Origin of the sequence: Stenotrophomonas sp. 2YAF26, from assembly GCF_052114625.1 — a bacterium.
Classification (GTDB): domain Bacteria; phylum Pseudomonadota; class Gammaproteobacteria; order Xanthomonadales; family Xanthomonadaceae; genus Stenotrophomonas; species Stenotrophomonas indicatrix.
Map to the genome: position 1 here is coordinate 377,665 of NZ_JBFRFC010000001.1, position 25,219 is coordinate 402,883.

A 25,219-nucleotide genomic window follows, 5' to 3' on the forward strand; every position below is an offset into this window, starting at 1 on the left:
GCCAGTGACGCGAGATGAATGGGGGTCCACCCAGCCGCTAGCCGCATGCAGCCTGCCTCCTCTATAGTCAGCCGAGCACGACAGGCGTGGTGCCTGTCCGGCAACTACAGGGAGTGGGTCATGGGTCTGGTACAAGCGGTGAAGGGTGCAGTCGGCGGTGTGCTGGCCGACCAGTGGAAGGACTTCTACACCGTGCCGACCGGCCTGCCGTCCACGGCAGCCCTGTTCGCGGCGGTGCCGCAGGGCACCAATGCCGGGCGCGGTTCGAACACCAGCGGCTCCTCCAACATCATCAGCAACGGTTCGAAGATCGTCGTGCCCGAGGGCTACGGCCTGCTGCTGTTCCAGGATGGCGCGATCACTGCCTTCGTGGCCGAGCCGGGTGGCTACGAGTGGCGCTCGGACGATCTGAACTCGCAGTCGATCTTCGCCGGCGACGGCCTGGTCAGCACCTTCATCAAGCAGAGCTGGGAGCGCTTCAAGTTCGGCGGCCAGCCGGGCTCGCAGCAGGCTGCCTTCTTCGTTTCGCTGAAGGAACTGCCGGACAACCGCTTCGGCACCCAGTCGGAAATCTACTGGGACGACGGTTTCCTCAACACCCAGGTCGGCGCGGTCACTCGTGGTTCGTACACGCTGAAGATCGTGGACCCGATCCTGTTCGTGAAGAACTTCGTGCCGGCCAGCTACCTGCGGCCGGGCCAGGTGTTCGACTTCACCGACCTGGACAATGCTGCTGCCAGCCAGCTGTTCAATGAAGTGGTGGGTTCGCTGGCGCCGGCGTTCAGCCTGTACACCAACGATCCGGGCAAGGGCAACCGCATCACCAAGCTGCAGCAGGATTCGCTGGGCTTTGCGCAGAGCCTGTCGGCCGCCGTCGAACAGGGCTACCAGTGGAAGTCCGATCGTGGCCTGGCCATCGTCAAGACCGCCATCGTCTCGATCGAGTACGACGCCAACACCCGCGAACTGCTGAAGACCGTGCAGCGCGCCGATGCGCTGTCCGGCTCGCGTGGCAATTCCAACCTGCAGGCCAGCGTCGCCCAGGGCATCCAGTCCGCCGGTGAGAACGGCGGTGCCGCCGGCCTTGTCGGCGTGGGCATGGCGTCGGGCATGTTCGGCGCGGGCAATCTGCAGCAGCCGGCAACCCCGGTCGCCCCTGCCGCCGACGACCCGGTAGCCAAGCTGAAGAAGGCCAAGGAAATGCTCGACCTGGGCCTGATCACCCAGACCGACTACGACGCGCTGAAGGCCAAGGCGCTGGGACTGTAAGAAGACGCAGGACGCGCAACCACCATGTCCGATCCCAGAAACACGCCTCCGCCGCTGCCCCGATCCGCTTCAGCACCCCCGCCCCTGCCGGCGGCGGTGCTGGACGGCCCCGGTTCGCCGCAGGATGTTCCTCCCCTGCCCGGCAGCTTCCCGCTGGATACCTCCAAGCTGCCTGAGGCCATCCGCAACGAAGTCGAGGCGCCCGACCCGGTCGCCATCGACACCGCTGCGGCCGAACTGAAAGACGGCCTCAACCGCTGCCCCAAGTGCGGCGCCACCGACATCAGGCCCAAACTGGGCACCGACATCCTGGTCTGCCTGTACTGCCGTCACGAATGGCATGGCGCGCGGGTGGAGGAGGAATTCGGGCTGGGTGAAGCCATCGACCAGTTGCGTGGCACCGTCATCGCATCGGGCGCACGCGATATCGATGCCGACACCTCGGCGCTGATGACCTTCAAGTGCACCGGTTGCGGCGCCGAAGTCACGGTCAACACCGAAAGCACGATGACGGCGCGCTGCCACTGGTGCCGGCATGTGTTCGGCGTGAACGAACAGATCGCCAACGGCGCGGTGCCCGACGCCGTGCTGCCGTTCCATATCAAGAAGGAGGATGCGGTCGCGCGCATCCGCCAGTTCGTCGACAAGCGCCGGATGTTCGCGCTCAAGGCGTTCAAGGAACAGTTCACCCCGGAAAACGTGGTGGGCGTGTACCTGCCCTACATGATCGTCGACGGCAATGTCAGCGCAGCGGTGGCTGGCAAGGGTGAGATCAAGACCCGCGAGTACACCCGTGGCAGCGAGAAGAACAAGCAGACCTACTACGACGCGGATATCTACCAGGTGGAACGCCAAGTCGATTTCACCGTGGACGACCTGCCGCTGGAATCCTCTGCCGAGCGCGGCAACCTGGACACGCGCGCCAACACCAACAACATCATCAACACGATTCTGCCGTTCGACACCAAGAACGCGGTGAAGTGGAACGCCTCGTACCTGGCCGGGTTCACTTCGGAAAAGCGCAACCTGGACGTCGAGAAGCTGCAGCCGCGGCTGGAAGACCAGCTGCTGTCGATCGCCCGCGCGCAGGTGGAAGGAACGGTGCGCCGTTACGACCGTGGCGTGCGCTGGGAACAGGAGCAACTGGAAGTGCACGGCACCCGCTGGGTAGCCATGTACCTGCCGGTGTGGCTGTATTCGTACCACCAGCCCGGCAAGAACGGCGGCATGCTGCACTACATCGCGGTGAACGGCCGGACCAGTGAAACCATGGGCAGCGTGCCCGTGCAGCAGTGGAAGATGCTGCTGGCGGCGCTGACCGCAGGTACGATCATCGAAGCCCTCGCAATTGCCTTCCTGGTGGCCAGCACATGAGTGATGACAGTGGTCTTTGGTTGTTGGCCGCAGGCCCGGCCGGCGCAACTGCGCTGTACTGGGCGCTGTACCGCTTCTACCGGAACACCGACAAATCGCATTCGTTCGAACACGAGACCGAGATCGATGCCAAGCCGGTGACCGGCTCGGATCGCCGGGTCGATTCGATCTCGGGCACGCAGGAAAAGCGGATCCGCGGCGACAACGTGTATGAGTATCGAAAGCGGGTGGCGCGGGTGAGCAGCGGAGACGATTGAACGCTCCGCCAGCGCTTCGGGGGCTGGGGCCATCCCAGCCTCCGAAGCAAACCGGGACGTCAGGTGGCCGTACGTCCCGACGCCCCTCGATTCAGTCCGGCGCCACCTCTCCGTTGATCTGCTGCATCACTGAGCGCTTGCCGTCACTGGCAGGCATCGCCCGCACCAGGTTGCGCAGCAGCCGCAGGTCCTGCTGCCGGCCAAGCTCGTCGCTGAGCCGATGCAGCGCCTTGTAACGATGCCCCGAGGCGTGCAGCGGCCTGCTGTGCGGCACGTGCAGCTGCAGGTCGCAGGCGATATCCAGTTGCATGCGCAGCCTGCGCACGCGTCGGCGCCAGCGGTGGACCGCCGCGGCACCGCCGTCGCGTTTCGCCCGTGCGGCAGCCTTGTCCACGCGGCGCCAGCTACGCTCAAGATTCTGGCGCAGCGGGCCACGCCGCAGCTGATGCCAGGGTTGGACCGCCAACTGCTGCTGCACCGCTGCCAGGACACGCAGGCGGCGTGCAAACCCCGGGTCACGCTGCAGGGTCGCCTGCAGCAGCCCCTCACGACGCAGGACCAGCATCCGGATGACGCCGTTCCATCGCGGATCGGCAACCCGCTCCTGCAGTTGCCGGGCGACCTCGACCACCACATGCGCATCACGGAGGCGGGACAGGCCATCACCCAGGCGCTTCAATCCCAGGTCGGCAGCCTCGACGTCCAGCGCTGCGTGCTCCAGCAGCGCCAACAGGGACCGCAATCGGCGGATGGCCTTGCGCGCGGAATGGATGGCCGGGTGCGGGTCGGATGCCGACGACAACGCCGCAGCGATCGCGGCACACTCATGCAGCGCTCTCTGGCGAAAGGCCTCGCCGGCTTCTGCTGCGGACATCGATGTTCCCTGCCGGGATGGGAGCCGCAGTGTAGCCTGCTCCCCGTCGGGCACCGGCACCACGCAGCCGTGACGCGGCGCTGCCTAGACTTGCGCCCCTTCGCCCGTGCTGATCCCGCCACGCTGGCGCAGCACCCCTCCTCCCGCTCGAGATCAACGTGACGTCCCTGCCCTCATTTGCCACCCGCGACAGCCGGGCCACCGACAGCGTCAACATGGCACTGGCCGCCGGGGCCATCGTCGGCACCTGGTTCTGGGACGTCCAGGGCGACCAGCTCACGGTCGATGAAGCCCTGGCCCGCGCCTTCGGCCTGGACCCGGCAATGGCGCAGCGGAAACTGCACCTGCAGGACGTACTGGGCGCCGTGCATCCCGAGGACCTGCCCGCGCTGTCGGCGGCGATTGAGCAGACCGTGCAGACGGGCGGGCGCTTTGCCCACCAGTACCGCGCGCGCGCCACCGATGGCAGCTACCACTGGCTGGAAAGCATCGGCAGGGTCGATCTGGATACCCAGGGCCGCGCGCTGGGTTTCCCGGGCGTGCTGATCGACATCGATGAGCGCCTGCGCGTCGAGGCCGAGCGCGACCAGGCGCAGGCGCTGCTGCGCTCGTTCGTGGAGGCGGCACCGGGCGTGATGTATGCCAAGGACCGGCAAGGCCGGCTGCTGATCGGCAACCATGGCACCACCGAGCTGATCGGCCTGCCGCCGGGGGAATATATCGGGCGCACCGATGCCGAGCTGTTGGGCGACCCCGCGCAGGCGGCGTCGGTGATGGCGACCGACGAGCGCATCATGTCCAGCGGCAACAGTGAGCAGCTGGAGGAGGAAGTGAGCTTCCCCGATGGTCGCCGGGCCTGGTGGCTGTCGACCAAATCGCCGCTGCGCGACGCCGATGGCGCCGTGATCGGCCTGGTCGGTACGTCGCTGGACATCACCGACCGCAAGGCCGCCGAAGCCGAGCGTCGTGATATCGAAGAACGCTACCGGCTGGCCGCACAGGCCACCAACGATGCCATCTGGGATTGGCGCATCGCCGATGGCCAGGTGATCTGGAACGAAGCGCTGGCCAGCCTGTTCGGCCACACGGAGAAGAACACGACCGCGCAATGGTGGCTGCAGCACATCCACCCCGATGACCGCGCGCGCATCGATCACGGCATCCACGCCGTGATAGACGGGAACGGCAGCGGCTGGACGGACGAGTACCGTTTCCAGCGCGCGGATGGCAGTTATGCGTCGGTGCTGGATCGCGGAACGGTCCTGCGCGACGCCGATGGCACCCCGCTGCGGATGATCGGGGCCATGCTGGATCTCTCCGGTCGGAAGGCCGCCGAAGCGGCGCTGGCCGACAGCGAAGAGCGCCTGCGGCTGGCCACCGAAGCAGGCGAGCAAGGGTTCTGGGACGTGGACATGGTGCAGGACGTGCTGATCTGGCCGGCGCGCACCAAGGCCATGTTCGGCATCTCCGCCGGTGCGCCGGTGACCATGGACGACTTCCGTGCCGGACTGCACCCGGACGACCGCGCGGCAACCCTGGCCGCGTTCGCCGCCGCCTGCGATCCCGAGCAACGCAAGACCTATGACGTGGAATACCGTACCGTCGGCAAGGAGGATGGCATCGTCCGCTGGGTCGCCGCCAAGGGCCGCGGCATCTTCGAGTTCGGCAGGTGCGTGCGCGTGCTGGGCGTGGCCATCGACATCACCGCGCGGAAGGCCGCCGATGCGCGCCTGCAGGAGCTGAACGGGCAGCTGGAGGCACGTGTGCGGGCCGAAGTCGCCGAGCGCCTGCGGGTGGAAGAGGCGCTTCGGCAGAGCCGCAAGATGGAGGCGGTCGGCCAGCTGACCGGTGGTATCGCCCATGACTTCAACAACATGCTGGCGACGGTGATCGGGCCGCTCGACCTGCTGGCGCTGCGCCTCGGCGACAGCGACGCGCGCGCCAGCCGGTACATTGAAATGGCACTTGATGGCGCGCAGCGCGCCGCCCAGCTGACCCAGCGCCTGCTTGCGTTCTCGCGCCAGCAACCGCTGCAGCCGGTGGCGATGGATGCCAACCGCCTGGTGGCCGGCATGACCGACCTGCTGGTGCATTCCCTTGGCAGCAGCATCATCCTTGAAACCGCACTCGGCGCGGGCCTGTGGTGGACCCATGCCGACGCCAACCAGCTGGAGAACGTGGTCCTGAACCTGGCGGTCAACGCGCGCGATGCGATGCCCTCCGGCGGCCGATTGAAGATCGAGACCCGCAACCAGCGCGTCGACCTCGACACCGCATCGGCGCATGCGGGCGTGCCTGCAGGCGACTACGTTGTGATCGCGGTGACCGACGACGGCAACGGGATGACGCCGGAGGTGATGGCGCGCGCGTTCGATCCGTTCTTCACCACCAAGCAGGTCGGCCAGGGCACCGGGCTCGGGCTGTCGCAGGTGTATGGCTTCGTCCAGCAATCGGCCGGGCATGTGAAACTCGATTCCGCGCCCGGCAAAGGGACGCGGGTACAGGTCTACCTGCCGCGGCTGCTGGCCGACGTCGACATGCCCGCTGCCGCATCGGACGACGATGCGCCGACCCTGCACGGTGGGCGCGAGCACATTCTCGTCGTGGACGATGATGCGGCCGTCCGCGCGTTCTCGGTCGATGCCCTCACTGAACTCGGCTATCGGGTACTGGCCGCAGATGGCGCCGCCAGCGCCTTGGCGCTGCTGCAGGCCCATCCAGAGGTCGCGCTGTTGTTTACCGACGTGGTGATGCCCGAGGTCAATGGACGGCAGCTGGCCGAGCAGGCACGCGCGCGCCATCCGCAGCTGAAGGTGCTGTTCGCCACCGGCAACAGCCGCAACGCGCTGGTCGACAACAACGTGCTGGATGCGCAGGTTCACTTGATCGGCAAACCGTTCACCATCGGCGAACTGGCCTCGCGGGTAAGGATCGCGCTGGCCGGCGATGGCTGAAGGCCGCCACGCAGGTTGCGCCGCAGCCGGCAGCGGATGAATGCGCGACCGGGTCATGCTTCACCGCATGCCTACCGCGGCACGGCCATGCTGTCCCGGCATTGAATCCGCCAGCCAGCCTGCCGCAGCCAGCGAGGAGCCACGATGAGCCCACCGTCACACCTTCCCCTTTCGCGCCGGGAACTGCTGAAGTTGAGCGCGGGATCGGCCACCACCATGGCCCTGCCTGCCGTGGTCGCTGCGGCGGAGCCGGACCGGACAGGTGCACGGGCACCGGAACTGATGCAGGTGGACTTCGAGGTGAACGGAACAGCGCGATCGCTGCGGCTGGACACCCGCGTCACCCTGCTCGACGCCCTGCGTGAGCACCTGCACCTGACCGGCAGCAAGAAGGGCTGCGACCACGGCCAGTGCGGTGCCTGCACGGTGCTGGTGGACGGCCGGCGCATCAATGCCTGCCTGACGCTGGCGGTGATGCACCAGGGCGCGAAGATCACCACCATCGAAGGCCTCGGCACGCCAGACCGGCTGCACGCGATGCAGGCGGCCTTCGTCAAGCATGACGGTTTCCAGTGCGGCTACTGCACCCCGGGGCAGATCTGCTCGGCCGTCGCCGTGCTGCAGGAAATCAAGGCCGGCATACCGAGCCACGTCAGCGCCGCGTTGGACGCGCCCAGCGCCTTCACCGCCGAAGAACTGCGCGAGCGCATGAGCGGCAACATCTGCCGGTGCGGCGCCTATTCCAACATCATCGAGGCCATCCAGGACGTCGGGGAGGCCAGCGCATGAGAGCTTTCAGCTACGAGCGCGCCCGGTCTCCCGCCGAGGCGGCAGCGGCAGCGGCGCGTACCCAGGGCGCTCGGTTCATTGCCGGCGGCACCAACCTGCTGGACCTGATGAAACTGGAGATCGAGACGCCCGCCCACCTGATCGACGTCAACGGGCTGGACCTGGACACCATCGAGCCCACCAGCCAGGGAGGCCTGCGCGTCGGCGCGCTGGTACGCAATACCGATCTGGCGGCCGACCGGCGCATCCGGCGCGACTATGCGGTGCTGACCCGCGCACTGGTGTCCGGCGCATCGGGTCAACTGCGCAACAAGGCCACCACCGCCGGCAACCTGCTGCAACGCACACGCTGCCCCTATTTCTACGACACCGCACAGCCCTGCAACAAGCGGCTGCCCGGCAGTGGCTGCGGCGCGCGCGAAGGTTTCAGCCGGCAATTGGCCGTGATCGGCGCCAGCGAGCACTGCATCGCCACCCACCCCAGCGACATGGCGGTGGCGATGATGGCGCTGGATGCATCGGTGGAGACCGTCCGCGCCGACGGATCGCGCCGGAACATCGCGCTGGACGCCCTGTATCGCGCTCCTGGCCGTACGCCGCATATCGACACCGTGCTGGACAAGGGCGAGCTGATCGCCGCCGTAGTCCTGCCGCCGCCCCCGGGTGGCGTGCACGTGTACCGCAAGGTGCGCGACCGCGCATCGTATGCGTTCGCCCTGGTGTCGGTGGCGGCGATCCTGCGGCCCGATGGCAGCGGCCGGATCGCCCTTGGCGGTGTCGCGCACAAGCCGTGGCACAGCGCTGCGGCCGATGCGGCCCTGCCGCAGGGCGCCGCCGCCGTGATGTCGGTGCTGCTGCAGGGTGCTGCGCCCACCGCACAGAACGCCTTCAAACTGGCGCTGGCCGAACGCACATTGGCTTCCATCCTGCAGGACGTGAGGGCCGAGGCATGAAATTCGACACCCCTGCAGGTCGCAATCCGATCGATGCGCAGACCGTCATCGGCAAGCCGCACGATCGCATCGACGGCCCGTTGAAGGTCACCGGCAAGGCCACCTACGCACACGAATGGCATGACGCCACCCCGTCCGCCCCCGCCTATGGTGTGGTGGTCGGCGCGGGGATTGCCACCGGCTCCGTGACCCGCATGGAGCTGGAGGCGGCGCGGCGCTCGCCCGGCGTTCTGGCCATCGTCACCGCCGACACCGCCGGGCCGCTGCATCCGGTCAAGCGCAACGCCGCGCCGCTGCTGGGTGGTCCGAAGGTGCACCACTATCACCAGGCACTGGCGGTGGTGGTGGCCGAAACGTTCGAACAGGCCCGCGCTGCGGCCGGACAGATCCGCATCCGCTATGCCCCGCAGCGTGGCCACTTCGATCTGGCGGACGCCAAGCAGGCAGGCGCTTCCCTGCAGACACCGGAGCCCGATGCGCGCGTCGGCGATTTCGAGAAGGCCTTCAGCCAGGCGGCGGTTACGCTCGACGCGACCTACCACACCCCGGACCAGTCGCACGCAATGATGGAGCCGCACGCCACGATGGCTGCCTGGGAAGGCGACCAGCTGACGGTGTGGACCTCCAACCAGATGATCGACTGGGGCCGCACCGATCTGGCCCGCACCCTGGGCATCGCCAAGGACAAGGTGCGGCTGGTGTCGCCCTACATCGGCGGCGGCTTTGGCGGAAAGCTGTTCCTGCGCTCCGATGCGCTGCTGGCCGCGCTCGCCGCACGCGCTGCCAAGCGGCCGGTGAAAGTGGCCCTGCAGCGGCCGCTGATCGCCAACAACACCACGCACCGCCCGGCCACGCTGCAGCGCATCCGGCTGGGCGCAACGCCGGAAGGAAGCCTGACCGCCATCGGCCACGAATCATGGTCGGGCAACCTGCCAGGCGGCTCGCCGGAGGAAGCGGTCCAGCAGACCCGCTTGCTGTATGCGGGGCCCAACCGCTTGGCCGCATTGCGCCTGGCCACCCTCGACCTGCCCGAAGGCAATGCCATGCGCGCGCCGGGCGAAACGCCGGGACTGATGGCGCTGGAAATCGCCATGGACGAAATGGCCATCAAACTCGGCCTGGATCCGATCGAATTCCGTATCCGCAACGACACCCAGGTCGACCCGTCCAATCCCGAGCGCCCCTTTTCACAGCGGCAGCTGGTGCAGTGCCTGCGCACGGGCGCCGAACGATTCGGCTGGCAGCGGCGCAGCGCCACCCCGGGCGCCGTGCGCGATGGACGCTGGCTGGTCGGCATGGGCGTGGCAGCAGGCTTCCGCAACAACCTGGTGATGAAATCCGGCGCACGCGTGCGCCTGGCCGCTGATGGCCAGGTCACCGTGGAAACCGACATGACCGACATCGGCACCGGCAGCTACACCATCATCGGCCAGACGGCCGCGGAAATGCTCGGCGTTCCGTTGCAGCAGGTCACGGTCAAGCTGGGCGATTCCCGTTATCCCGTGGCTGCCGGGTCCGGTGGCCAGTGGGGCGCCAACAGCTCCACCGCAGGCGTCTACGCCGCATGCATGGCACTGCGTACGAAGGTCGCGCAGGCGCTGGGAATGGACCCGGCGGCAGCGCAGTTCGAAGCCGGCAAGGTGACCGCAGGGGGCCGCAGCCGCGCCCTTGCCGATGCCGCTCAGGCCGGCGAGCTGGTGGCCGAAGACAGCATCGAGTTCGACACGCTGCAGGAGAAGTACCAGCAGTCGACCTTCGCCGCGCATTTCGTCGAGGTGGGCGTGGATGTGGCCTCGGGCGAAAGCCGGATCCGCCGCATGCTGGCCGTGTGCGCAGCCGGCCGCATCCTCAACCCGAAGACCGCGCGCAGCCAGGTGATCGGCGCGATGACAATGGGCATCGGCGCAGCGCTGTCGGAGGAACTGGTGGTGGATCGGCGGCTGGGGTTCTTCGTCAATCACGACCTGGCCGGCTACGAAGTACCCGTACATGCCGACGTGCCGCACCAGGAGGTGGTGTTCCTCGATGAAAGCGATGCGGTGTCGTCGCCGATGAAGGCCAAGGGCGTTGGCGAGCTGGGCCTGTGCGGCGTAAGCGCGGCAGTGGCCAACGCGGTGTACAACGCGACCGGAATCCGCGTGCGCGACTATCCGCTGACCCTGGACAAGCTGCTCGCCGGCCTGCCGGACATCGCATGACCAGTGCGCTGCACCCTGCCCCGTTGGATCTGGACGGCGGCAACCCGCGCCCGGTGCTGCAGGCCGCCGCCGACGCGGCGCGTACCGGCCGCGCGGCTGCGTTGGCAGTGGTGCTGCAGACGGAAGGGTCCAGCTACAGCCGCGCGGGCACCTGCGCGCTGTTCGAACCGGGTCGACAGGTTGGCTGGCTGAGTGGCGGCTGCCTGGAACCGGAGCTGGCGCGACAGGCCGCCAACGCGGTGGATGCCGGGCGCATCGTATGGATGGAGATCGACAACCGCGACGACGCTGCGCTGTTCTCCGGCAATGCCACCGGATGCCGGGGTCGCCAGTGGCTGGCACTGCTTCCGTTGCCGCAGCTCGGCGGCATCGAACAGCTTCTCGATACCTGGCTGCAAGGGCCGCACACGCTGCACCTGGCACTGCAGGCTGATGGACGGCTAGACGCCCGCTGCGCCGGCTTCACCTTCACCCGCACGGTGCCCCCTGCCGCCCCGCAGCCGCTGGACGGCAACCACCGCTGGCGGCTGCAGTGGCACCGGTCGCCTGTCGTGCACGTGCACGGAGCAGGCCCGGAGGCCGCGCTTCTGCTACCCCTGCTGGACCATCTGGGCTGGTGCGCGCATGTTGAAGAACCGCGGCCCCGCTGGCGCGAGCACCTGTCCCTTGCCGATGGCTCGCATTCTTCTTCCGCTGCCGCCGACGTGGCCGATGCCGCACTCGTGATGCATCACAATTTCGAGCTCGACCGAGACGCGCTCCAGCGGCTCGCAGGCTCGCGCGTACCTTTCATCGGCCTGTTGGGGCCACGCCGTCGCAAGGACGATCTTTTCAGCGTGCTGGATACCCACACGCGCCTTGCCCTGGAACCGCGCCTGCGCTCGCCGATCGGCTTGCCACTGGGCGGACGTGGTCCCGAAGCGATCGCCTTGAGCATCGCCGCGCAGCTGCAGGCATGGCGGCACGGAACGCCCCTGGCCGCGCCATGACCGGACATGCAGTAGTGGTACTCGCAGCCGGGTGCAGCCAGCGCCTGGGGCAGCCCAAGCAGCTGCTGCGCGCGGGCGGAGAGACGCTGTTGCGACGCAGCGTGCGGCTGGCAGTGGAAACATCGCCGGACACGCTGGTCGTGGTACTGCCCCAGCACCCACGCTTCGAAGAAGAACTCCACGGCCTGCCGGCACAGTGGCTTCGAAATCCCAACCCTGGACTTGGCGTCGGCGGCAGCCTGTCGCTGGCCGCTACGCACGTGTACAGCGCCGCCAGGGTGCTGGTGATGATCTGCGATCAACCGATGCTGCGCGTGGACCACCTGCGCGCGCTGCTGGGTGCAGCAGCCGCTGCACCGTCCGGCTGCGCCGCCACGGTACTGTGCGACACCATCGGCGTGCCGGCGGTGGTGCCGGGGACCTGGTTTGCCGGAACAGGACTGGAAGCGGCAGGCGGGGGATTTGGCCAACGGCTGCGGCAGACAAAAGGGATTGCGCGGTGCTCCGGCGCCGGGCTGGAATGCGATATCGATACGCCCGAGGACCTGCGCCGCGCGCGCGAGCTCGGCTGGCTTGATCCTGCGTCTGCATGAATGCTGCCGCGGCAGCTGACCTTGCCTGACCGCGCCGCACGGCAGCCTGGCATACACGCTGCGCGGACGCTCCGCCACGCAGGATGGAGCGCCCGCCACCAGCCAGCCCTCCCGCACATGGCCGCACCCACCGGCTCCCGCCTCGTCATCTACGCTGCACTGGCAGGCAACCTCGCCATCGCCATTGCCAAGTTCATCGCCGCCGGCCTGTCCGGCAGCTCGGCCATGCTCAGCGAGGGCGTGCACTCGCTGGTCGATACCCTCAACGAAGTGTTGCTGCTGTACGGTCTGCGCCGTGCCGAGAAGGCCCCCGACACCCTGCACCCTTTCGGCTACGGCCGCGAGCTGTACTTCTGGAGCTTCATCGTCGCCCTGCTGGTCTTTGCCGCCGGCGCCGGCGTCTCGGCCTATGAGGGCATCCAGCACATCCGCCGGCCGGAACCGGCCACCAATCACGCCATCAGCTACAGCGTGCTGGGTATCTCCATCCTGTTCGAAGGCGCCTCCTGGTGGGTTGCACTGCGCGAGTTCCGGCGCAGCAAGGGCACGCTGGGCTATTTCGAGGCGTTCCGCCGCAGCAAGGACCCCTCCACCTTCACCGTGTTGCTGGAGGACAGTGCCGCCCTGCTCGGCCTCGGCTTTGCCCTCGTCGGGCTGCTGGCCGCGCAGCTGCTGGAGATGCCGGTACTGGATGGGGTCGCCTCGTTGTGCATTGCCGGCGTGCTGGCGCTGACCGCGTTCCTGCTGGCGCGGGAAACCAAGGGCCTGCTGGTGGGCGAGCCTGCGCACCCGGCCGTTGCCCAACGCATCATGGCGGTGGCCGTGACCGATCCGGACCTGCGCCGTGCCAACGGCGTGACCACCATGCAGATGGGCCCGGACCAGGTGGTGGCGATGCTCAGCGCCGAATTCGAGGACGACCGCACCACCCCGCAGATCGAAGCCTGCATCACCCGCATCGAGGGTGCGGTGAAGCAGGAGTTCCCGGAACTGGTGGCGCTGTTCGTGAAACCGCAGGCGCCGGAAGTCTTCGCCAGGCGGCGCGCGGCGCTGGCTGACCCGGAGTGAATCGATGGCGGCGGCTTCACCCGCTCCACGCCACACTGACGCAGGCTTGGGAAGCGAGCACTGCCGCGACATGATGGATTGGCTGCCGGATACCTGGATACCGATACCCCGCACCTTCTACCGGCGGCCGTCGACGGTGGTTGCACCGGACCTGCTCAACAAGCTGCTGGTACGCAGCGACGGCCGTGCAGCGCGTATCGTCGAAGTCGAAGCCTACGCCGGCAGTGAAGATCCCGCTGCGCATTCGTATCGCGGCAGGACCGCACGCAACGCCAGCATGTTTGGCGAGGCCGGGCACCTGTATGTGTATTTCACCTACGGCATGCACTGGGGCAGCAATGTGGTCTGCGGCGAGGTCGGCGAGGGTGTTGCGGTACTGCTGCGCGCGGCAGAGCCGGTTGCCGGACAGGAACGGATGTACCCGCTGCGGCCAGCTGCCCGCCACGATCACGACCTCGCCAGCGGCCCCGGCAAACTGTCGCAGGCGTTCGGCCTGGACCGGCGCTTTGACGGCGCCGATCTGGTCACCGCCAGCCACGGCGTCACCCTCGTGGATGACGGCACGCGGCCCCCCGACGATCCGGTGGTAGGCCCACGCATCGGCATCACCCGGGCAGTGGATTTTCCTTGGCGCTGGCATGTTCGCGATCATCGTCACGTTTCAGTGCGCCCTGCCCCCGCCTCAACGCGAAGGAGCCCCCGATGACACCTCTCGACAAACCGTTGCGCCGTGAACTGACCATCGCCGGCCAGGCCTATACGCTGACCCTGGACCCGAGCGGACTGAAGCTGGTCGAGAAGGGGCGGCGGAAAGGCCTGGAACTGCGCTGGGAAGACCTCGTCTCCGGTGACGCCGCGTTGGCCAGCGCCCTGCAGGCGTCCCTGCAACAACCATGAGCAGGCGCATCACGACGACATCACTGCCGTACGCAGGGCGCTAACAGACCGGGTACTAGCGTGGACAGCCATGGATGAGGCCACCCGACTTCGCGAAATCGAACGGCTGGGCGTGCTCGATACGCCGCCCGAGCCGGTGTTCGATGCCATCGTCGCCGCCGCGCGCGCCGCCACCGGCATGCCCATCGGCCTGGTCTCCATCGTCGCCGAGCAACGGCAATGGTTCAAATCCAGCATCGGCCTGGGCGATGTCAGCGAAACGCCGCGCTCCATCTCGTTCTGTACCTACGCCATCGAACAGGACGCGCTGCTGGAGATTCCGGATGCGCGGCAGGATCCGCGCTTCGCCCACAACCCGCTGGTCACCGCCGGGCCCAGGGTGCGCCACTATGCCGGCATCCCTCTGGCCACTGCCCATGGCGCGCGCATCGGCACGCTGTGCCTGCTCGACACCCTGCCTGGCGTGCTGTCGCCGTCGCAGCGTGAGCTGATGGTCCATCTTGGCCGGGTCACGACCCAGGTGCTGGAGCAGCGCAGTGCGCTGTTGCGGCAGATCGACCAGGCACAGGCGCTGCATCGCGATCTCAAGCGCAGCGAGGACTTCCTGGAGCGTACCAACACCGCCGCCAAGGTCGGCGGCTGGGAGCTGGATCTGGCCACCCGCGAAGTGCGCTGGACGCGCGAGACCAAGCAGATCCACGGCGTGCGTTCCAGCTACCAGCCGACATTCGAATCGGCCTTGTCGTTCTATCGTTCGGACAGCCGCAGCATCATCCAGGCGGCGGTGCAGCGCTGCACCGAACAGGGCACGCCCTGGGAAGTGCAGCTGCCGATGACAACCGCCGATGGCCGCAGCATCTGGACCCGCGTGGTGGGCACCCGCCAACAGGTGGAGGGCCTGCCACGGCTGGTCGGTGCCATCCAGGACATCACCGAAGAACGCGCGGTGGTGGACGCGCTGGAAGCCAGCGAAGTGCGTTATCGCCGTCTCTTCCACTACAGCCTGGGCCTGATCTGCACGCACATGCTGGACGGCACCGTGACATCGGTGAATCCGGCAGCCGTGCAGTCGCTGGGCTACCCGGAAAGCGAGATGGTTGGCCGCAGCCTGTGCGACCTGATGCCGCCGGAAAAGCGCGAGGCCTTCAAGGCCTACCTGCGGCGCATCGAAGCCAACCATACCGACGCAGGCGTGATCGAACTGCTCGCCGCCGATGGCACCCGCCGCTACTGGGCCTACAACAACGTACTGGACACCGAGACCCATCCCCCGTTCGTGCTCGGCCACGCCCAGGACGTGACCGCGCTGCGCCTGCAGGAAGAGCGCTTGCGCGAACTGTCGCTGAAGGATCCGCTGACCCAGTGCCACAACCGCCGGTACCTGCATCGGCTCGACGACGTCGCCTCACGGTCGTGGGCCTGCCTGGTGTTCGACCTGGATCACTTCAAACAGGTCAACGACACCCTGGGGCACCGTCGTGGCGACACGGTGCTGGTCGAGTTCGCCGACTTCCTGCGCGCGCCGCTGCAGGCCAATGAGGCGGCAGTGCGGTTGGGCGGCGACGAGTTCCTTGTGGCGCTGATCGAACCGGCGGCCGGGCGGCTGGCTGCGCTGGAAGCCTGGTATGCGGGCAACGCCGCGCGTGCTTCCACCGCGTTCTCGATGGGCGCCGCCGTCAACGTCCCCGGCGAACCCGTGGCCGACACCATCCACAAGGCCGACAGCCGGCTGTATCGCACGCGGGCCAGGGTACGTCGCGAGATGCGTCCGCAGGGGAGTGCCGACTAGCGGGTAACGGTGACCCACGTAGGCGCATGATCGCTGGCCTTCTCCTGCAGCCGCACCCAACGATCGACACCCGCATCCTCAAGCCCTTTGGCCAGTACCGGGTTCAGCAGAAGATGATCGATGCGCAGGCCGCGATCGCGTTCGGCGTGCTGGCGGAAATAGTCCCAGAAGGTGTAGATGCGCTGGTCGCCATGCACCGTGCGCAGGGCGTCGGTCCACCCCTGCGCCAGCAGCCGCTGGAAGGCATCGCGGACCTCCGGCTGCATGAGCGCATCGCGCCGCCACGAGGCCGGGTCGTACACATCCTCGTCGTCTGGAATGACATTGAAATCCCCCAGCAGCAGTGCCGGGTGCGGAAGATCGACCAGGGTGCGCGCATGGCGGATCAGCCGCTGCATCCATCGCAGCTTGTAGTCGAACTTCGGCCCCGGCTGGGGATTGCCGTTGGGCAGGTACAGCGCCGCAACCACAACGCCATGCACGGCAGCTTCCAGGTACCGGCTCTGCGTATCGGCCGGTTCGCCGGGCAGGCGACGCCGGCTTTCGATCGGCATGGCATCGCGGGCCAGTATCGCCACCCCGTTCCAGCGCGCCATACCCTGCCCGCTCCAGCGCGTCGACCGGAAAGGCGGCATCGACCGCCTTCAGCTCCTGCAGTGCCACCACGTCGGGCGCTTCACGCTGCAACCAGGACAGCAGATGCGGCAAGCGCGTGCCGATGCCGTTGACGTTGAACGTGGCAATGCGCAGTGTCTTGCGGCGAGCCATTGCGGAAGTACCCGGGCGGCGGGCCTGCAGTATTGGCGAGGCGGCATGCAGGCAGCGTGGAGGACGCCACACGCAGGTTCACGGCGTTGCCGGGCCCGTCCCTGGCAGGAAGTTCGCCATCCGGTCCAGCTCGTCCTCCAGCGCATTGCTGAATGCCACGTCCCCTGGTGCGCTGCCATCGACATAACCGAAGCTGGGCTGCAGCTGTCCATCCTTCGCCGCGACATTGGCCCAGCCGATCACCTGGTCGCGCCACAACAGCGGCAGCGCGTAGTAGCCGAAGCGACGCTTGGCCGCCGGGGTGTAGGCCTCGAACCGGTACACCCAGCCCCAGAGCAGTTCGAACCGTCGCCGATCCCAGGCCACCGGATCGAACGGCGCGAGCAGCCGCACCTGTTCATCGGCCTGGTAGCGCCGCGAACGGGGGTTCTCGTCGGCCGGCCAGTACCAGGTGGCTCCATCGATGCTGCAGCCCGCCAGCTGCTCGCGCGCCAACCGCAGTGCCTGCTGGATCTCCTCCGCCAGATGCGGTGCGCCATAGCCCAGAAGCCGCGCCAGATAGGTGAGGCTCGCCGAAGGCAGCGGCGCATACTTGCGCACCACCAGATCGATCAGTGCCGTGGCGCGCTGCAGGCGTGCAGCCTTGCCGCCATCCGCCGGTGCATGTGCCGCAACGGCATAGATGCGGGTACCGCTGTCACGACGATGGATGCGCAGCATGCCGCGATAGTGCATGCCGTCCAGCAGGTGGGTGCTGGCGTTGCTGGTGCCGCCCCAGTAGTTGGTCACCCGGCCATGCGCGAACGCCTGGTCGACTTCGCGCGGATGCACCGCCCCCCGCTCCTGCACGAACGCCAGCACGTCGGCTGCCTTGCGCCGCGTGCTCGCGTCCCATGGCCTGCGGGACACCCGGGGATGCATCAGGGACAGGTGTTCACGCGGCAGGAAGCCGTAGTTGACCAGGAAGTCTTCCTCGATCGGCAGTCGGCTGTAGCGGCGCTCCAGGTCCCCGGCCCGGTAGCCCTTCACCCGGTGCCGCAGGGTCAGGTCCTGGGCGCGTGCGGGCGCACGGATGGGGTCGGCCTGCACGAAGCCCAGCCGACGGATCGCTGTCAGCAACGTGGTAGGCGTGAACAGCGTGCGGGCTACGGCGTAGCGGCGCAGATCATCGAGGGTCGGCGAGGTCGGCATGGGCCGATTGTAGGACTGCCGGCCGCCCCGCTGCAGGACGTCATCCGCGCAAGGCGCACCGGATCCGCTGGCGCGCCGCTTACAATCTCCCCAGCAGGCCACAGCCAAGGGAATCGCGTGCCACCGTTCAACCTGTTCCAGCGCCTGTCGCAGGCGCCGACCAACCCGCGCACCGACACTGCACCGCGCACATTCGATGTGGCCGAACTGTACGAAGGGCCGGTGCGCCTGCAGGACGATGCAGCCGCCGCGCCGCTGCGGCTGGACGAGAAACTGCGCCAGGCCTACTTCTGGATCGTCAACAACGCGATCATCAGCCCGCACTACGACATCGAGTACCACGAAGGCCCCTCCGCCTCGTTCGCGGTGGGTGACACACGGCGGCCGCTGACCCTGCCATCGGCGCAGAGCTATTCCAGTTACGTGCTGCTGCCGCTGCTGACCTTCGCCACCCGCCGCAAGTGCCTGTTCGTGGGTGGGCCAGGGCGCGGCAAGACCGCCAGCGCGATCCTGATGGGCGTCCTGGCCGGCTATCCGGTCCGCGAGGTGCGCCGGGCGATGCAGCACGGGCACCCGCAGATGACCATCGCCGATCTGCTCGGCAACCCCCTGCCCGCCGACCTGGTGGCCGCGCAGGACATGGCGGACATCCGCATTGCCTGGCGGTCGTGGTTGGGCATGCGGGTGAAGATCATCGACGAATACAACCGCATTCCCACCCGCACCCAGAGCGCCCTGCTGACGGTGATGGGCGACAACTACGCCGAGATCCTCAACCACGTCTACGAATGCCCGGAATCGGCGTGGTACCTGACCGCCAATGATGATCGCGGCGGCGGCACGTATCAGGTGATCGAAGCCCTGCGCGATCGCATCGACGTGGTGGTGCAGGCACTGGCATTCAACCCGCGGTTCCTGGAAGAGATGCTGCTGCGCATCGAGCAGGACATCCGCCCGGAAGAAGTCGTGCCGCGTGACATCATCTTCAGCGAGGCCGAGGGCGACCAGCTGCTGCAGGAGATCCGCGCGGTCGAGGTACCGCAGGACGTGCGCCGCCGCATCGAATTCTTCAGCAGCCAGTTCGAGCTGATGGAAACCGCTGGCGCCCAGTTCGAGTACCTGACCAAGGACACCGTGCGCCTGGCCGGCACCGAATGGGCGCAGGCAACGGCCGCCGACAGCGGCCGCGATCGCATGAAGGACCTGGGTTGCCAGACCCGCAACGGCCTGTCGGTGCGCAACCTGATGACCCTGCTGATGTTCGCCAAGGCCATGGCGTACTTCCGCGGCAGCCCTGCCGTTGCCCTGGAGGATGTGCGCCAGGTACTGCCCTTCGTGCTGAACGACAAGCTGCAACCGGACCTTGATGCTCCCTTCTTCGCCCTGCCGGAGAATGCGCCCTATCGCAGCGATCGGCTCAGCTGGCTGCGCTGGCTGCTCGATGCCTCCAATGCCGAATATGACCGGCTGGATCTGGATCGCGACGATCCGGTGGGCGAGCTGTCGGCACAGTTCCAGCGGGGCCTGGATGGGATGACCGAGACGGAAACGCGCAAGCGCCTGACCCGCATCGAGCGTCTGGTGGAGGAACGGGTGAAGGGACGCAAGCTGTACGGCCATCTGTACGACGACCTGCTGAAGCTGAAGTACCTGCACCAGCGCTACACCAACTACCTGCATTGGCTGCGGGCACGCTGATCGTGGTTTCCGCCGTTCTCGCCGAGCTGCTGGCCGCGCGCCGTTCCGTGCTGAACCAGGCCGTGGCCGATGCCCGCCACCGCTGGCCCGGCCTGGACATGGCCGCCTTCAGCGCGTTCGTCACCCAGACCATCGACCCCCTCTGCCAGGCCATCCAGCGCCACCACCCGTCGGCAACGCAGAGCATGTGCGAGGCCGCCTTCGAGATCGGTCTGGAGCTGGTGGCGCAAGGCCATGCCGGCCCGAAGGCGCGTCTCCCGTGGGTCGAGCAGGCCTGGCGCTCGCTGGCCCCGGCCCTCGCCCCGTTGCTGGCCCACGCTCCGCGCGAGACCCTCGGCACCATCAGCAATGCGGTGGTGCGGCTGGGCGCCAGTCCGGACGTTCGCGTCGCGCAGTGGATCGATGCGATGGCTGCGCATGCAGGCGTGTGCACATCCTTGCCGGAACTGCGCGACATCGGGGCGCTCTGTGCCTGGCAGGCGGGGATGGTGCAGCTGCGCCGCCCTGCCCTTGCCCGTATCGATGCCCTGCCCGCGAATACGGTCGCCGCCGTGCTGGGCATCGATGCGGGTGATCTGGCCTCGGTCCGGGTCCAGCTTGAGCAGGACCGCTGGTGGAATCCGCGGCAGGGCAGCGTCGACCTGCGCGGGCATCGTGTCGGCAGCTTCAGCGGCCTGGACGGCGCGTTTCCGGCACCGCCACAGGTCCGTGCAGCGGCCGAGGGCTTCGTGGTCGAAAGCGCTGGCGGGTACTTCCTGCTGCTCGCCGATGCCTTCGGTGCCGTCCTGCTTCCTGCCAGCGCCGCCGAGTACGCAGCGGGCAGCAGCAGCGGACCGGCACCGGATGTGACCGCCCGCTTGGGCGTGCAGTGGATGGCGCCGGCGTTGTCCAAGGACAACCTGTGTGCGGTCTCCGGCGCGTCGGGCATCGCCCTGTTCTCGCCGTGGTCGCACCATGTGCATGTGTTGCCACCCCAATGAGTGCCACGGTCGCTGATCCGCTGCAGCCCTGGCGCGAGGCCTGGCCACAGGCACTGGCCACATGGAGCCGTTTCACCCGGCTGCAGGACCCGAAGTTGTGCCATTCGCGCATGCAGGCGGCCGCCGAGGGCCTGACCGGCAGCTTCGCGGCCATCCGCCTCGCCGACCAGCGCATCGTCATCGACCTGGAAGAAGTACAGCGCCTGCAGCTGCAACCCTACGCGCTGGAGATCCTCGCCCACGAGATCGGCCACCACGTGCTGGCGCCTGCCACCGCCAGCGACCATGCACGACTGCTGGCGCGCATCCGCCGTGCGCTGCCGACGCTGGAAGCGCATGCACCGATGGTCGCCAATCTTTACACCGACCTGCTCATCAACGATCGCCTGCAGCGCCAGAGCGGGCTGCGCATGGATGCGATCTATCGAAGCCTGGCCGGACAACCGGCGCAGGCCAGCTCGCCGGTCTGGCAGCTGTACATGGGCATCTACGAGGAACTGTGGCAGCAGCCGCGCGGCACGCTGGGCGGCTCGACCGACGATAGCGCATTGCAGGGCGATGCCTGGCTCGGCGCACGCGTCGTGCGCGTCTACGCCAGCGACTGGATGAGCGGCGCTGGCCGCTTCGCCACGCTGCTGCTGCCTTGGCTGCTGGAATCACAGCAGGATGCGCGGGTGGATGCCCTGATGGATACCCGGCACGCCGGCCAGGGAAGCCAACCGGTCGGCCTGGGGCAGCTGGAGGACGACGAGCTGGCGCCGGCGCCGCACCCCGCATCCGACCCACGCATCACCGGCGATGAGCGCGACGGCGGTGCACAGCAGAAGAGCGATCTCCCTGCCGAAGCAGTTGCCGGGGACCCCGCGCACCCGCCAGGACAGATGCGCGAGCCGTTCGAGTACGGGCAGATCCTGCGCGCGGCCGGCCTGGACCTGGATGACCATCAGATCGCCGTGCGCTACTACCGCGAGCGCGCGCTGCCACACCTGATCCGCTATCCGTCGCGGCCACAGCCGCAGGCCCTGGAGCCGCTGCCGGAGGGGCTGCAGCCCTGGGAAGCCGGCGATGCACTGGACGCAGTGGACTGGCTGCAATCGGTGCTGCAGTCACCCCATGTGATTCCCGGGCTGACGACGGTACAGCGTGTGCACGGGCTGGCACCCGGCCGTGAAGCCGCTGCCGAACCGGTGGACCTGGATCTGTACGTGGACAGTTCCGGTTCGATGCCCAACCCGCAGGCATGGACCTCGTTCCTGACGCTGGCCGGCGCCATCATCGCGCTGTCGGCGCTGCGCGTGGGTGCACGCGTACAGGCCACGCTGTGGAGCGGCACCGGGCAGCACCTGCACACCGACGGCTTCGTGCGTTCGGAAGACGACATCCTCAAGGTGCTTACCGGCTATTTCGGTGGCGCCACCGCGTTTCCGATCCACCGGTTGCGTGACACCTACGCCGAGCGTCCGCCGCATGCACGGGCGGTGCATATCCTGCACATCTCCGACGACGGCATCACCACGATGTTCGACAAGGATGAGCGTGGCAACAGCGGCTGGGACGTGGCCGCCAAAGCGCTGCGCGTGGCCGGCGGTGGCGGCACCATGGCACTGAACCTGTACAGTCCGCTGCCGTCCCGCATCGCCGATGCCGGCAACGCGGGATGGACCGGCGATCTGCTGCGCGCACGCGACGCGGGATGGAACATCCATGTGGTGCGTGACATGGCCGACCTGCTGCAGTTCGCGCGCGCCTTCAGCCAGCAGCACTACGGCCCTGCCGGCATGCGGGTGCAGCGATGATCGTGGACCGCGCTGCGCCCGCAGCACCTGTGACGATTGCCCTTCCACCCAGGTATTTGCCAAGTCTGGAACCTGACCATGCTCTCCGGCCCCTCCCTTGATGTTCTGCTGCGGCGCCTGCTGGACATGCCGCCCGATTTCCTCGAGCCACCGCGCCGCGCCGGCAGCGGCCGGCTGCACGTCGCGGCGGTGGTGGGCGATGTGTTTGCCGCACGCTCGCTGCACCTGCCCCCTGCACTTCGGGCAACGCTGTCGGGTGATCTGGCCGGGGTGGATGCAAACCAGCTCTCGCTTTCAGCGGTGACCGCATGGCTGATGGCAGATGCGTACTGGAATGCACTGGATATCGCCCCGGAGGCGTGGATGCCCCTGTTCGCCGAAGCAGTGCCGGCGCTGGCGGCCAGTACCAGCGCAGACCGGTTCGTGTTCGATCCGGAGCGCCGCGAAGAACTGGTGCGCACCGTGGTGGCCCGGCTGGGCCTGCTGCCGCAGGGTGAAACAGCGGCCCAGGCGGCCGATCGCCTGGCCCGGGTCAGCGGCGTGGAACGGCAGCGTCTGCTCGATGCCAGCCGCGCCACTGAAGAGCGCGCGCGTGCGATCCGCGAGGCCTTGGCGCGCAAGGCGGCGGAAGAGTCTGCGGACAAGTGGACCCGCGAGTGAGCCGCGAGCCGACCGATGCCGATCGCTATCCCACGCTGAGCACGGCGGGCCAGGCGATGCTGCAGCAGATGCGCGAGCACCCGGCGGCGCCGATCTTCCGCAATGCCAGCGGCAACCGCCTGCGTGCCGATGAGGTGACGGCATTGCGTGGCTACGAACGGGAGATCGCCTGCGCGCGCTTCGAGTGGACGCCAGATCAACCACCACCGTGGCTGCAGGCGCATGTGACCGAGGTATTCGCGCAGGTGCCGTATTACCGCGCGCAGGCGATGCCAGCTGCCTTCACCGACATTGCACCGGTCCACCGCGGCGACCTCGCAGCGGACATCGCCCGTTTCGTGCCGGACCCGGTACCGCTGGAGCGGATGATCAATTTCCGCACCACCGGCACCACCGGCCATCCACTGGTACTGCCATCGCATCCGGTGGTGGCGGCACGCTATCTGGCCCATCACAAGCGTGCCCTGCAGCGCTTCGGCATCACCCTGGCGCACGGCCGCGGCCAGATGGGGGTGATGTTGCTGGGCATGCAGCAGCGGTGCTTCACCTATGTTTCGGTGACACCGACGATGGACGAATCCGGCTTGGCCAAGATCAACCTGCATCCCGATGACTGGCGCCATCCTGAGGACCGCGCACGCTACATCGACCAGATGCAGCCGGAAGTGATCGCCGGCGATCCGATTTCCTTCGCAGCGCTGCTGGAATTGCCCGTACGACACCGGCCGCAGGCGCTGCTGTCGGTATCGATGGCGCTGTCTCCGGGCCTGCGCCAGGCCCTGGCCGCGCGCTTTGGCTGCGCGGTGCTCGATCTGTATTCAATGAACGAGGCGGGCCCGCTGGCCGTGTATGACGATGCTGCCGGCGGCCATGTACTGCTGCAGCCGCGCATGTATGTGGAAATTCTCGGTACCGACGGGGCGCCGTTGCCGCCCGGGGAGGTCGGTGAGATCACGCTCAGCGGCGGATTCAATTTCTGCCTGCCGCTGCTGCGCTACCGCACCGGCGACCGCGGCGCGCTGGCCATGGCCGGCGATACGCCGATGATCGTCGGCCTGCAGGGGCGACGTCCGGTCCGCTATCTGACTGCCGACCAGCAGTGGATCAACAACATCGACCTGACCCATGCGTTGGCTGCGCTGCCGTTGTCACGATACGTGGTGCATCAGCACAGCGATGGCAGCGTTGCCTTGTCGTTGCCACCTGCAGAGCTGGGCTACTCTGCCGAGGCGATCCGCTGCCTGCGCGCAGTGTTGCGAGGACAGCCTGTGGATGTCATTGCGCTGCAGCGCGAAGACAAGGTTCTGCAGTACACCAGCGACGTAGCCGGGAGCAGTTCGCCGCCGCGATGAGCGCCGTGCGTCAGCGCAGCCATTGCGCATAGGCGGCCAGCACCGCCAGGTGCGCCACGTAGTAAACGTAGAACGCCCAGCGCCATCGTGGCAGCCGCCACTGCACGCGCGAGACCGCCAGCGCCAGCGGAATGGCCAGCAATGCCCATCCATTGCCATTGAACCAGCACAGCCCGCCGAATCCGAACGCCAGCAGCCAGTATTTCCGGTGGCGGAATGCGATCCAGCCCAGCATCACAAATGCCACCCCCGCCCATTGGTAATCCACGAAGAACGGCAGCAGTCCTCCCGCCACAAGCAGCAATAATTGCCGGTTGTTGACCAGCGCATGCACGGCCACGGCGGCCAGGCAGAACGTCAGCAGGATGTTCAACGGCAGCCAATGGCCGAAGGCCAGCACATGCAAAGGTTGCGCGACCAGGCCCCACACCCCAAGCCGGCGGATCGACTTGCCCAGATCCGCCCCCGGCTGCGCAAGGTTGCAGGCCATCACCAGCGCGAACAGCGGGAAAGCGATGCGCCCCAACTCGCTGACCACCGGCACATAGCCACCGAAAACCACCTTGGCTACGTGGTCACCGGTCATCGACAGCAGCGCGAGCCACTTCAGCGACTCACGGGCGCCGCTGCTGAGGGCGCTGCCCGCCGTTGGGTGTCGTTCCGCGACGTCCTGCGCGCTCATGCCATTCATCCTCTGCGTCCTGCCGGGTCCAGATCGCCAGGAATCGATGGCGCTCCCCCTTGAACGCAGAGAGTACTTGAACATGGGG

Annotated in this window: 21 protein-coding genes and 1 pseudogene; 18 read left to right on the plus strand and 4 right to left on the minus strand. The window is 67.7% G+C overall.

Features of this window, described 5'->3' with window-relative positions; genetic code table 11:
• Positions 1–120: 120 nt before the first annotated feature.
• From AB4Y98_RS01695 to AB4Y98_RS01705, 3 genes are read left to right on the plus strand one after another with little or no spacing between them, the layout of a single operon-like run.
• Complete coding sequence (locus tag AB4Y98_RS01695; RefSeq protein WP_442243623.1) at positions 121–1,269, plus strand: SPFH domain-containing protein; 1,149 nt, start codon at positions 121–123, stop codon at positions 1,267–1,269.
• A gap of 24 nt (positions 1,270–1,293) precedes the next feature.
• Positions 1,294–2,643: a TFIIB-type zinc ribbon-containing protein gene (locus AB4Y98_RS01700; protein ID WP_442243624.1), complete on the plus strand. Its 1,350-nt coding sequence runs from the start codon at positions 1,294–1,296 to the stop codon at positions 2,641–2,643.
• On the plus strand, positions 2,640–2,900 hold the full coding sequence (locus tag AB4Y98_RS01705; RefSeq protein WP_025874461.1) for a hypothetical protein: 261 nt from the start codon (positions 2,640–2,642) through the stop codon (positions 2,898–2,900). Before AB4Y98_RS01700 ends, AB4Y98_RS01705 begins: the two co-directional genes overlap by 4 nt.
• A gap of 91 nt (positions 2,901–2,991) precedes the next feature.
• Here AB4Y98_RS01705 and AB4Y98_RS01710 read toward each other — a convergent pair whose 3' ends face one another.
• A complete protein-coding gene (locus AB4Y98_RS01710) occupies positions 2,992–3,774 on the minus strand; it encodes a CHAD domain-containing protein (protein ID WP_248150105.1) in 783 nt (260 codons plus the stop codon).
• Positions 3,775–3,932: 158 nt separating this feature from the next.
• Here AB4Y98_RS01710 and AB4Y98_RS01715 point away from each other — a divergent pair, with 158 nt between their 5' ends.
• The 10 genes from AB4Y98_RS01715 (at position 3,933) to AB4Y98_RS01760 (ending at position 16,004) form a co-directional block, all read left to right on the plus strand.
• On the plus strand, positions 3,933–6,728 hold the full coding sequence (locus tag AB4Y98_RS01715) for a PAS domain-containing protein (RefSeq protein ID WP_442243625.1): 2,796 nt from the start codon (positions 3,933–3,935) through the stop codon (positions 6,726–6,728).
• A 144-nt stretch (positions 6,729–6,872) separates the two neighbouring features.
• On the plus strand, positions 6,873–7,517 hold the full coding sequence (paoA, locus tag AB4Y98_RS01720; protein ID WP_032974655.1) for an aldehyde dehydrogenase iron-sulfur subunit PaoA: 645 nt from the start codon (positions 6,873–6,875) through the stop codon (positions 7,515–7,517).
• Positions 7,514–8,470: an FAD binding domain-containing protein gene (locus tag AB4Y98_RS01725; protein ID WP_223482540.1), complete on the plus strand. Its 957-nt coding sequence runs from the start codon at positions 7,514–7,516 to the stop codon at positions 8,468–8,470. The genes paoA and AB4Y98_RS01725 overlap by 4 nt, the downstream gene beginning before the upstream one ends.
• Positions 8,467–10,668 carry an aldehyde oxidoreductase molybdenum-binding subunit PaoC gene (gene paoC, locus AB4Y98_RS01730; RefSeq protein ID WP_442243626.1) on the plus strand — a complete coding sequence of 734 codons (2,202 nt, stop codon included), beginning with the start codon at positions 8,467–8,469 and terminating at the stop codon, positions 10,666–10,668. The genes AB4Y98_RS01725 and paoC overlap by 4 nt, the downstream gene beginning before the upstream one ends.
• Positions 10,665–11,657, plus strand: a complete 993-nt coding sequence (locus AB4Y98_RS01735) for an XdhC family protein (protein ID WP_442243627.1) — start codon at positions 10,665–10,667, stop codon at positions 11,655–11,657. Before paoC ends, AB4Y98_RS01735 begins: the two co-directional genes overlap by 4 nt.
• Positions 11,654–12,250 carry a nucleotidyltransferase family protein gene (locus AB4Y98_RS01740; RefSeq protein WP_442243628.1) on the plus strand — a complete coding sequence of 199 codons (597 nt, stop codon included), beginning with the start codon at positions 11,654–11,656 and terminating at the stop codon, positions 12,248–12,250. Before AB4Y98_RS01735 ends, AB4Y98_RS01740 begins: the two co-directional genes overlap by 4 nt.
• Before the next feature lie 117 nt (positions 12,251–12,367).
• Positions 12,368–13,318, plus strand: coding sequence for a cation diffusion facilitator family transporter (locus AB4Y98_RS01745; RefSeq protein WP_442243629.1), 951 nt, complete (start codon positions 12,368–12,370; stop codon positions 13,316–13,318).
• 70 nt (positions 13,319–13,388) lie between these two features.
• A complete protein-coding gene (locus tag AB4Y98_RS01750; RefSeq protein WP_442243630.1) occupies positions 13,389–14,024 on the plus strand; it encodes a DNA-3-methyladenine glycosylase in 636 nt (211 codons plus the stop codon).
• Positions 14,021–14,215, plus strand: a complete 195-nt coding sequence (locus AB4Y98_RS01755; RefSeq protein ID WP_025874451.1) for a hypothetical protein — start codon at positions 14,021–14,023, stop codon at positions 14,213–14,215. Before AB4Y98_RS01750 ends, AB4Y98_RS01755 begins: the two co-directional genes overlap by 4 nt.
• 70 nt (positions 14,216–14,285) lie before the next feature.
• Complete coding sequence (locus tag AB4Y98_RS01760; protein ID WP_442243631.1) at positions 14,286–16,004, plus strand: sensor domain-containing diguanylate cyclase; 1,719 nt, start codon at positions 14,286–14,288, stop codon at positions 16,002–16,004.
• Here AB4Y98_RS01760 and AB4Y98_RS01765 read toward each other — a convergent pair.
• Positions 16,001–16,691 (minus strand): annotated as a pseudogene (locus tag AB4Y98_RS01765) (exodeoxyribonuclease III). The gene AB4Y98_RS01760 and the pseudogene AB4Y98_RS01765 sit on opposite strands and share 4 nt — an antisense overlap.
• A 159-nt stretch (positions 16,692–16,850) precedes the next feature.
• A complete protein-coding gene (locus tag AB4Y98_RS01770; RefSeq protein ID WP_442243632.1) occupies positions 16,851–17,963 on the minus strand; it encodes a DNA glycosylase AlkZ-like family protein in 1,113 nt (370 codons plus the stop codon).
• Positions 17,964–18,080: 117 nt separating this feature from the next.
• On the opposite strand from AB4Y98_RS01770, the gene AB4Y98_RS01775 reads away from it, so the two are divergent.
• The 5 genes from AB4Y98_RS01775 (at position 18,081) to AB4Y98_RS01795 (ending at position 24,449) form a co-directional block, all read left to right on the plus strand.
• Positions 18,081–19,661: an AAA family ATPase gene (locus tag AB4Y98_RS01775; RefSeq protein WP_312109781.1), complete on the plus strand. Its 1,581-nt coding sequence runs from the start codon at positions 18,081–18,083 to the stop codon at positions 19,659–19,661.
• Between the two features lie 2 nt (positions 19,662–19,663).
• Complete coding sequence (locus tag AB4Y98_RS01780; protein ID WP_363733400.1) at positions 19,664–20,641, plus strand: hypothetical protein; 978 nt, start codon at positions 19,664–19,666, stop codon at positions 20,639–20,641.
• A complete protein-coding gene (locus tag AB4Y98_RS01785) occupies positions 20,638–22,437 on the plus strand; it encodes a hypothetical protein (RefSeq protein ID WP_442243633.1) in 1,800 nt (599 codons plus the stop codon). The genes AB4Y98_RS01780 and AB4Y98_RS01785 overlap by 4 nt, the downstream gene beginning before the upstream one ends.
• 78 nt (positions 22,438–22,515) lie before the next feature.
• Positions 22,516–23,097: a hypothetical protein gene (locus AB4Y98_RS01790; RefSeq protein WP_394195580.1), complete on the plus strand. Its 582-nt coding sequence runs from the start codon at positions 22,516–22,518 to the stop codon at positions 23,095–23,097.
• The gene (locus AB4Y98_RS01795) at positions 23,094–24,449 is read left to right on the plus strand and encodes an AMP-binding protein (RefSeq protein WP_442243634.1); all 1,356 of its coding nucleotides are present in this window, start codon (positions 23,094–23,096) and stop codon (positions 24,447–24,449) included. Before AB4Y98_RS01790 ends, AB4Y98_RS01795 begins: the two co-directional genes overlap by 4 nt.
• A gap of 10 nt (positions 24,450–24,459) precedes the next feature.
• On the opposite strand, the gene AB4Y98_RS01800 is transcribed toward AB4Y98_RS01795, so the two are convergent.
• A complete protein-coding gene (locus tag AB4Y98_RS01800; RefSeq protein ID WP_312785570.1) occupies positions 24,460–25,131 on the minus strand; it encodes a TraX family protein in 672 nt (223 codons plus the stop codon).
• Between the last annotated feature and the right edge of the window lie 88 nt (positions 25,132–25,219).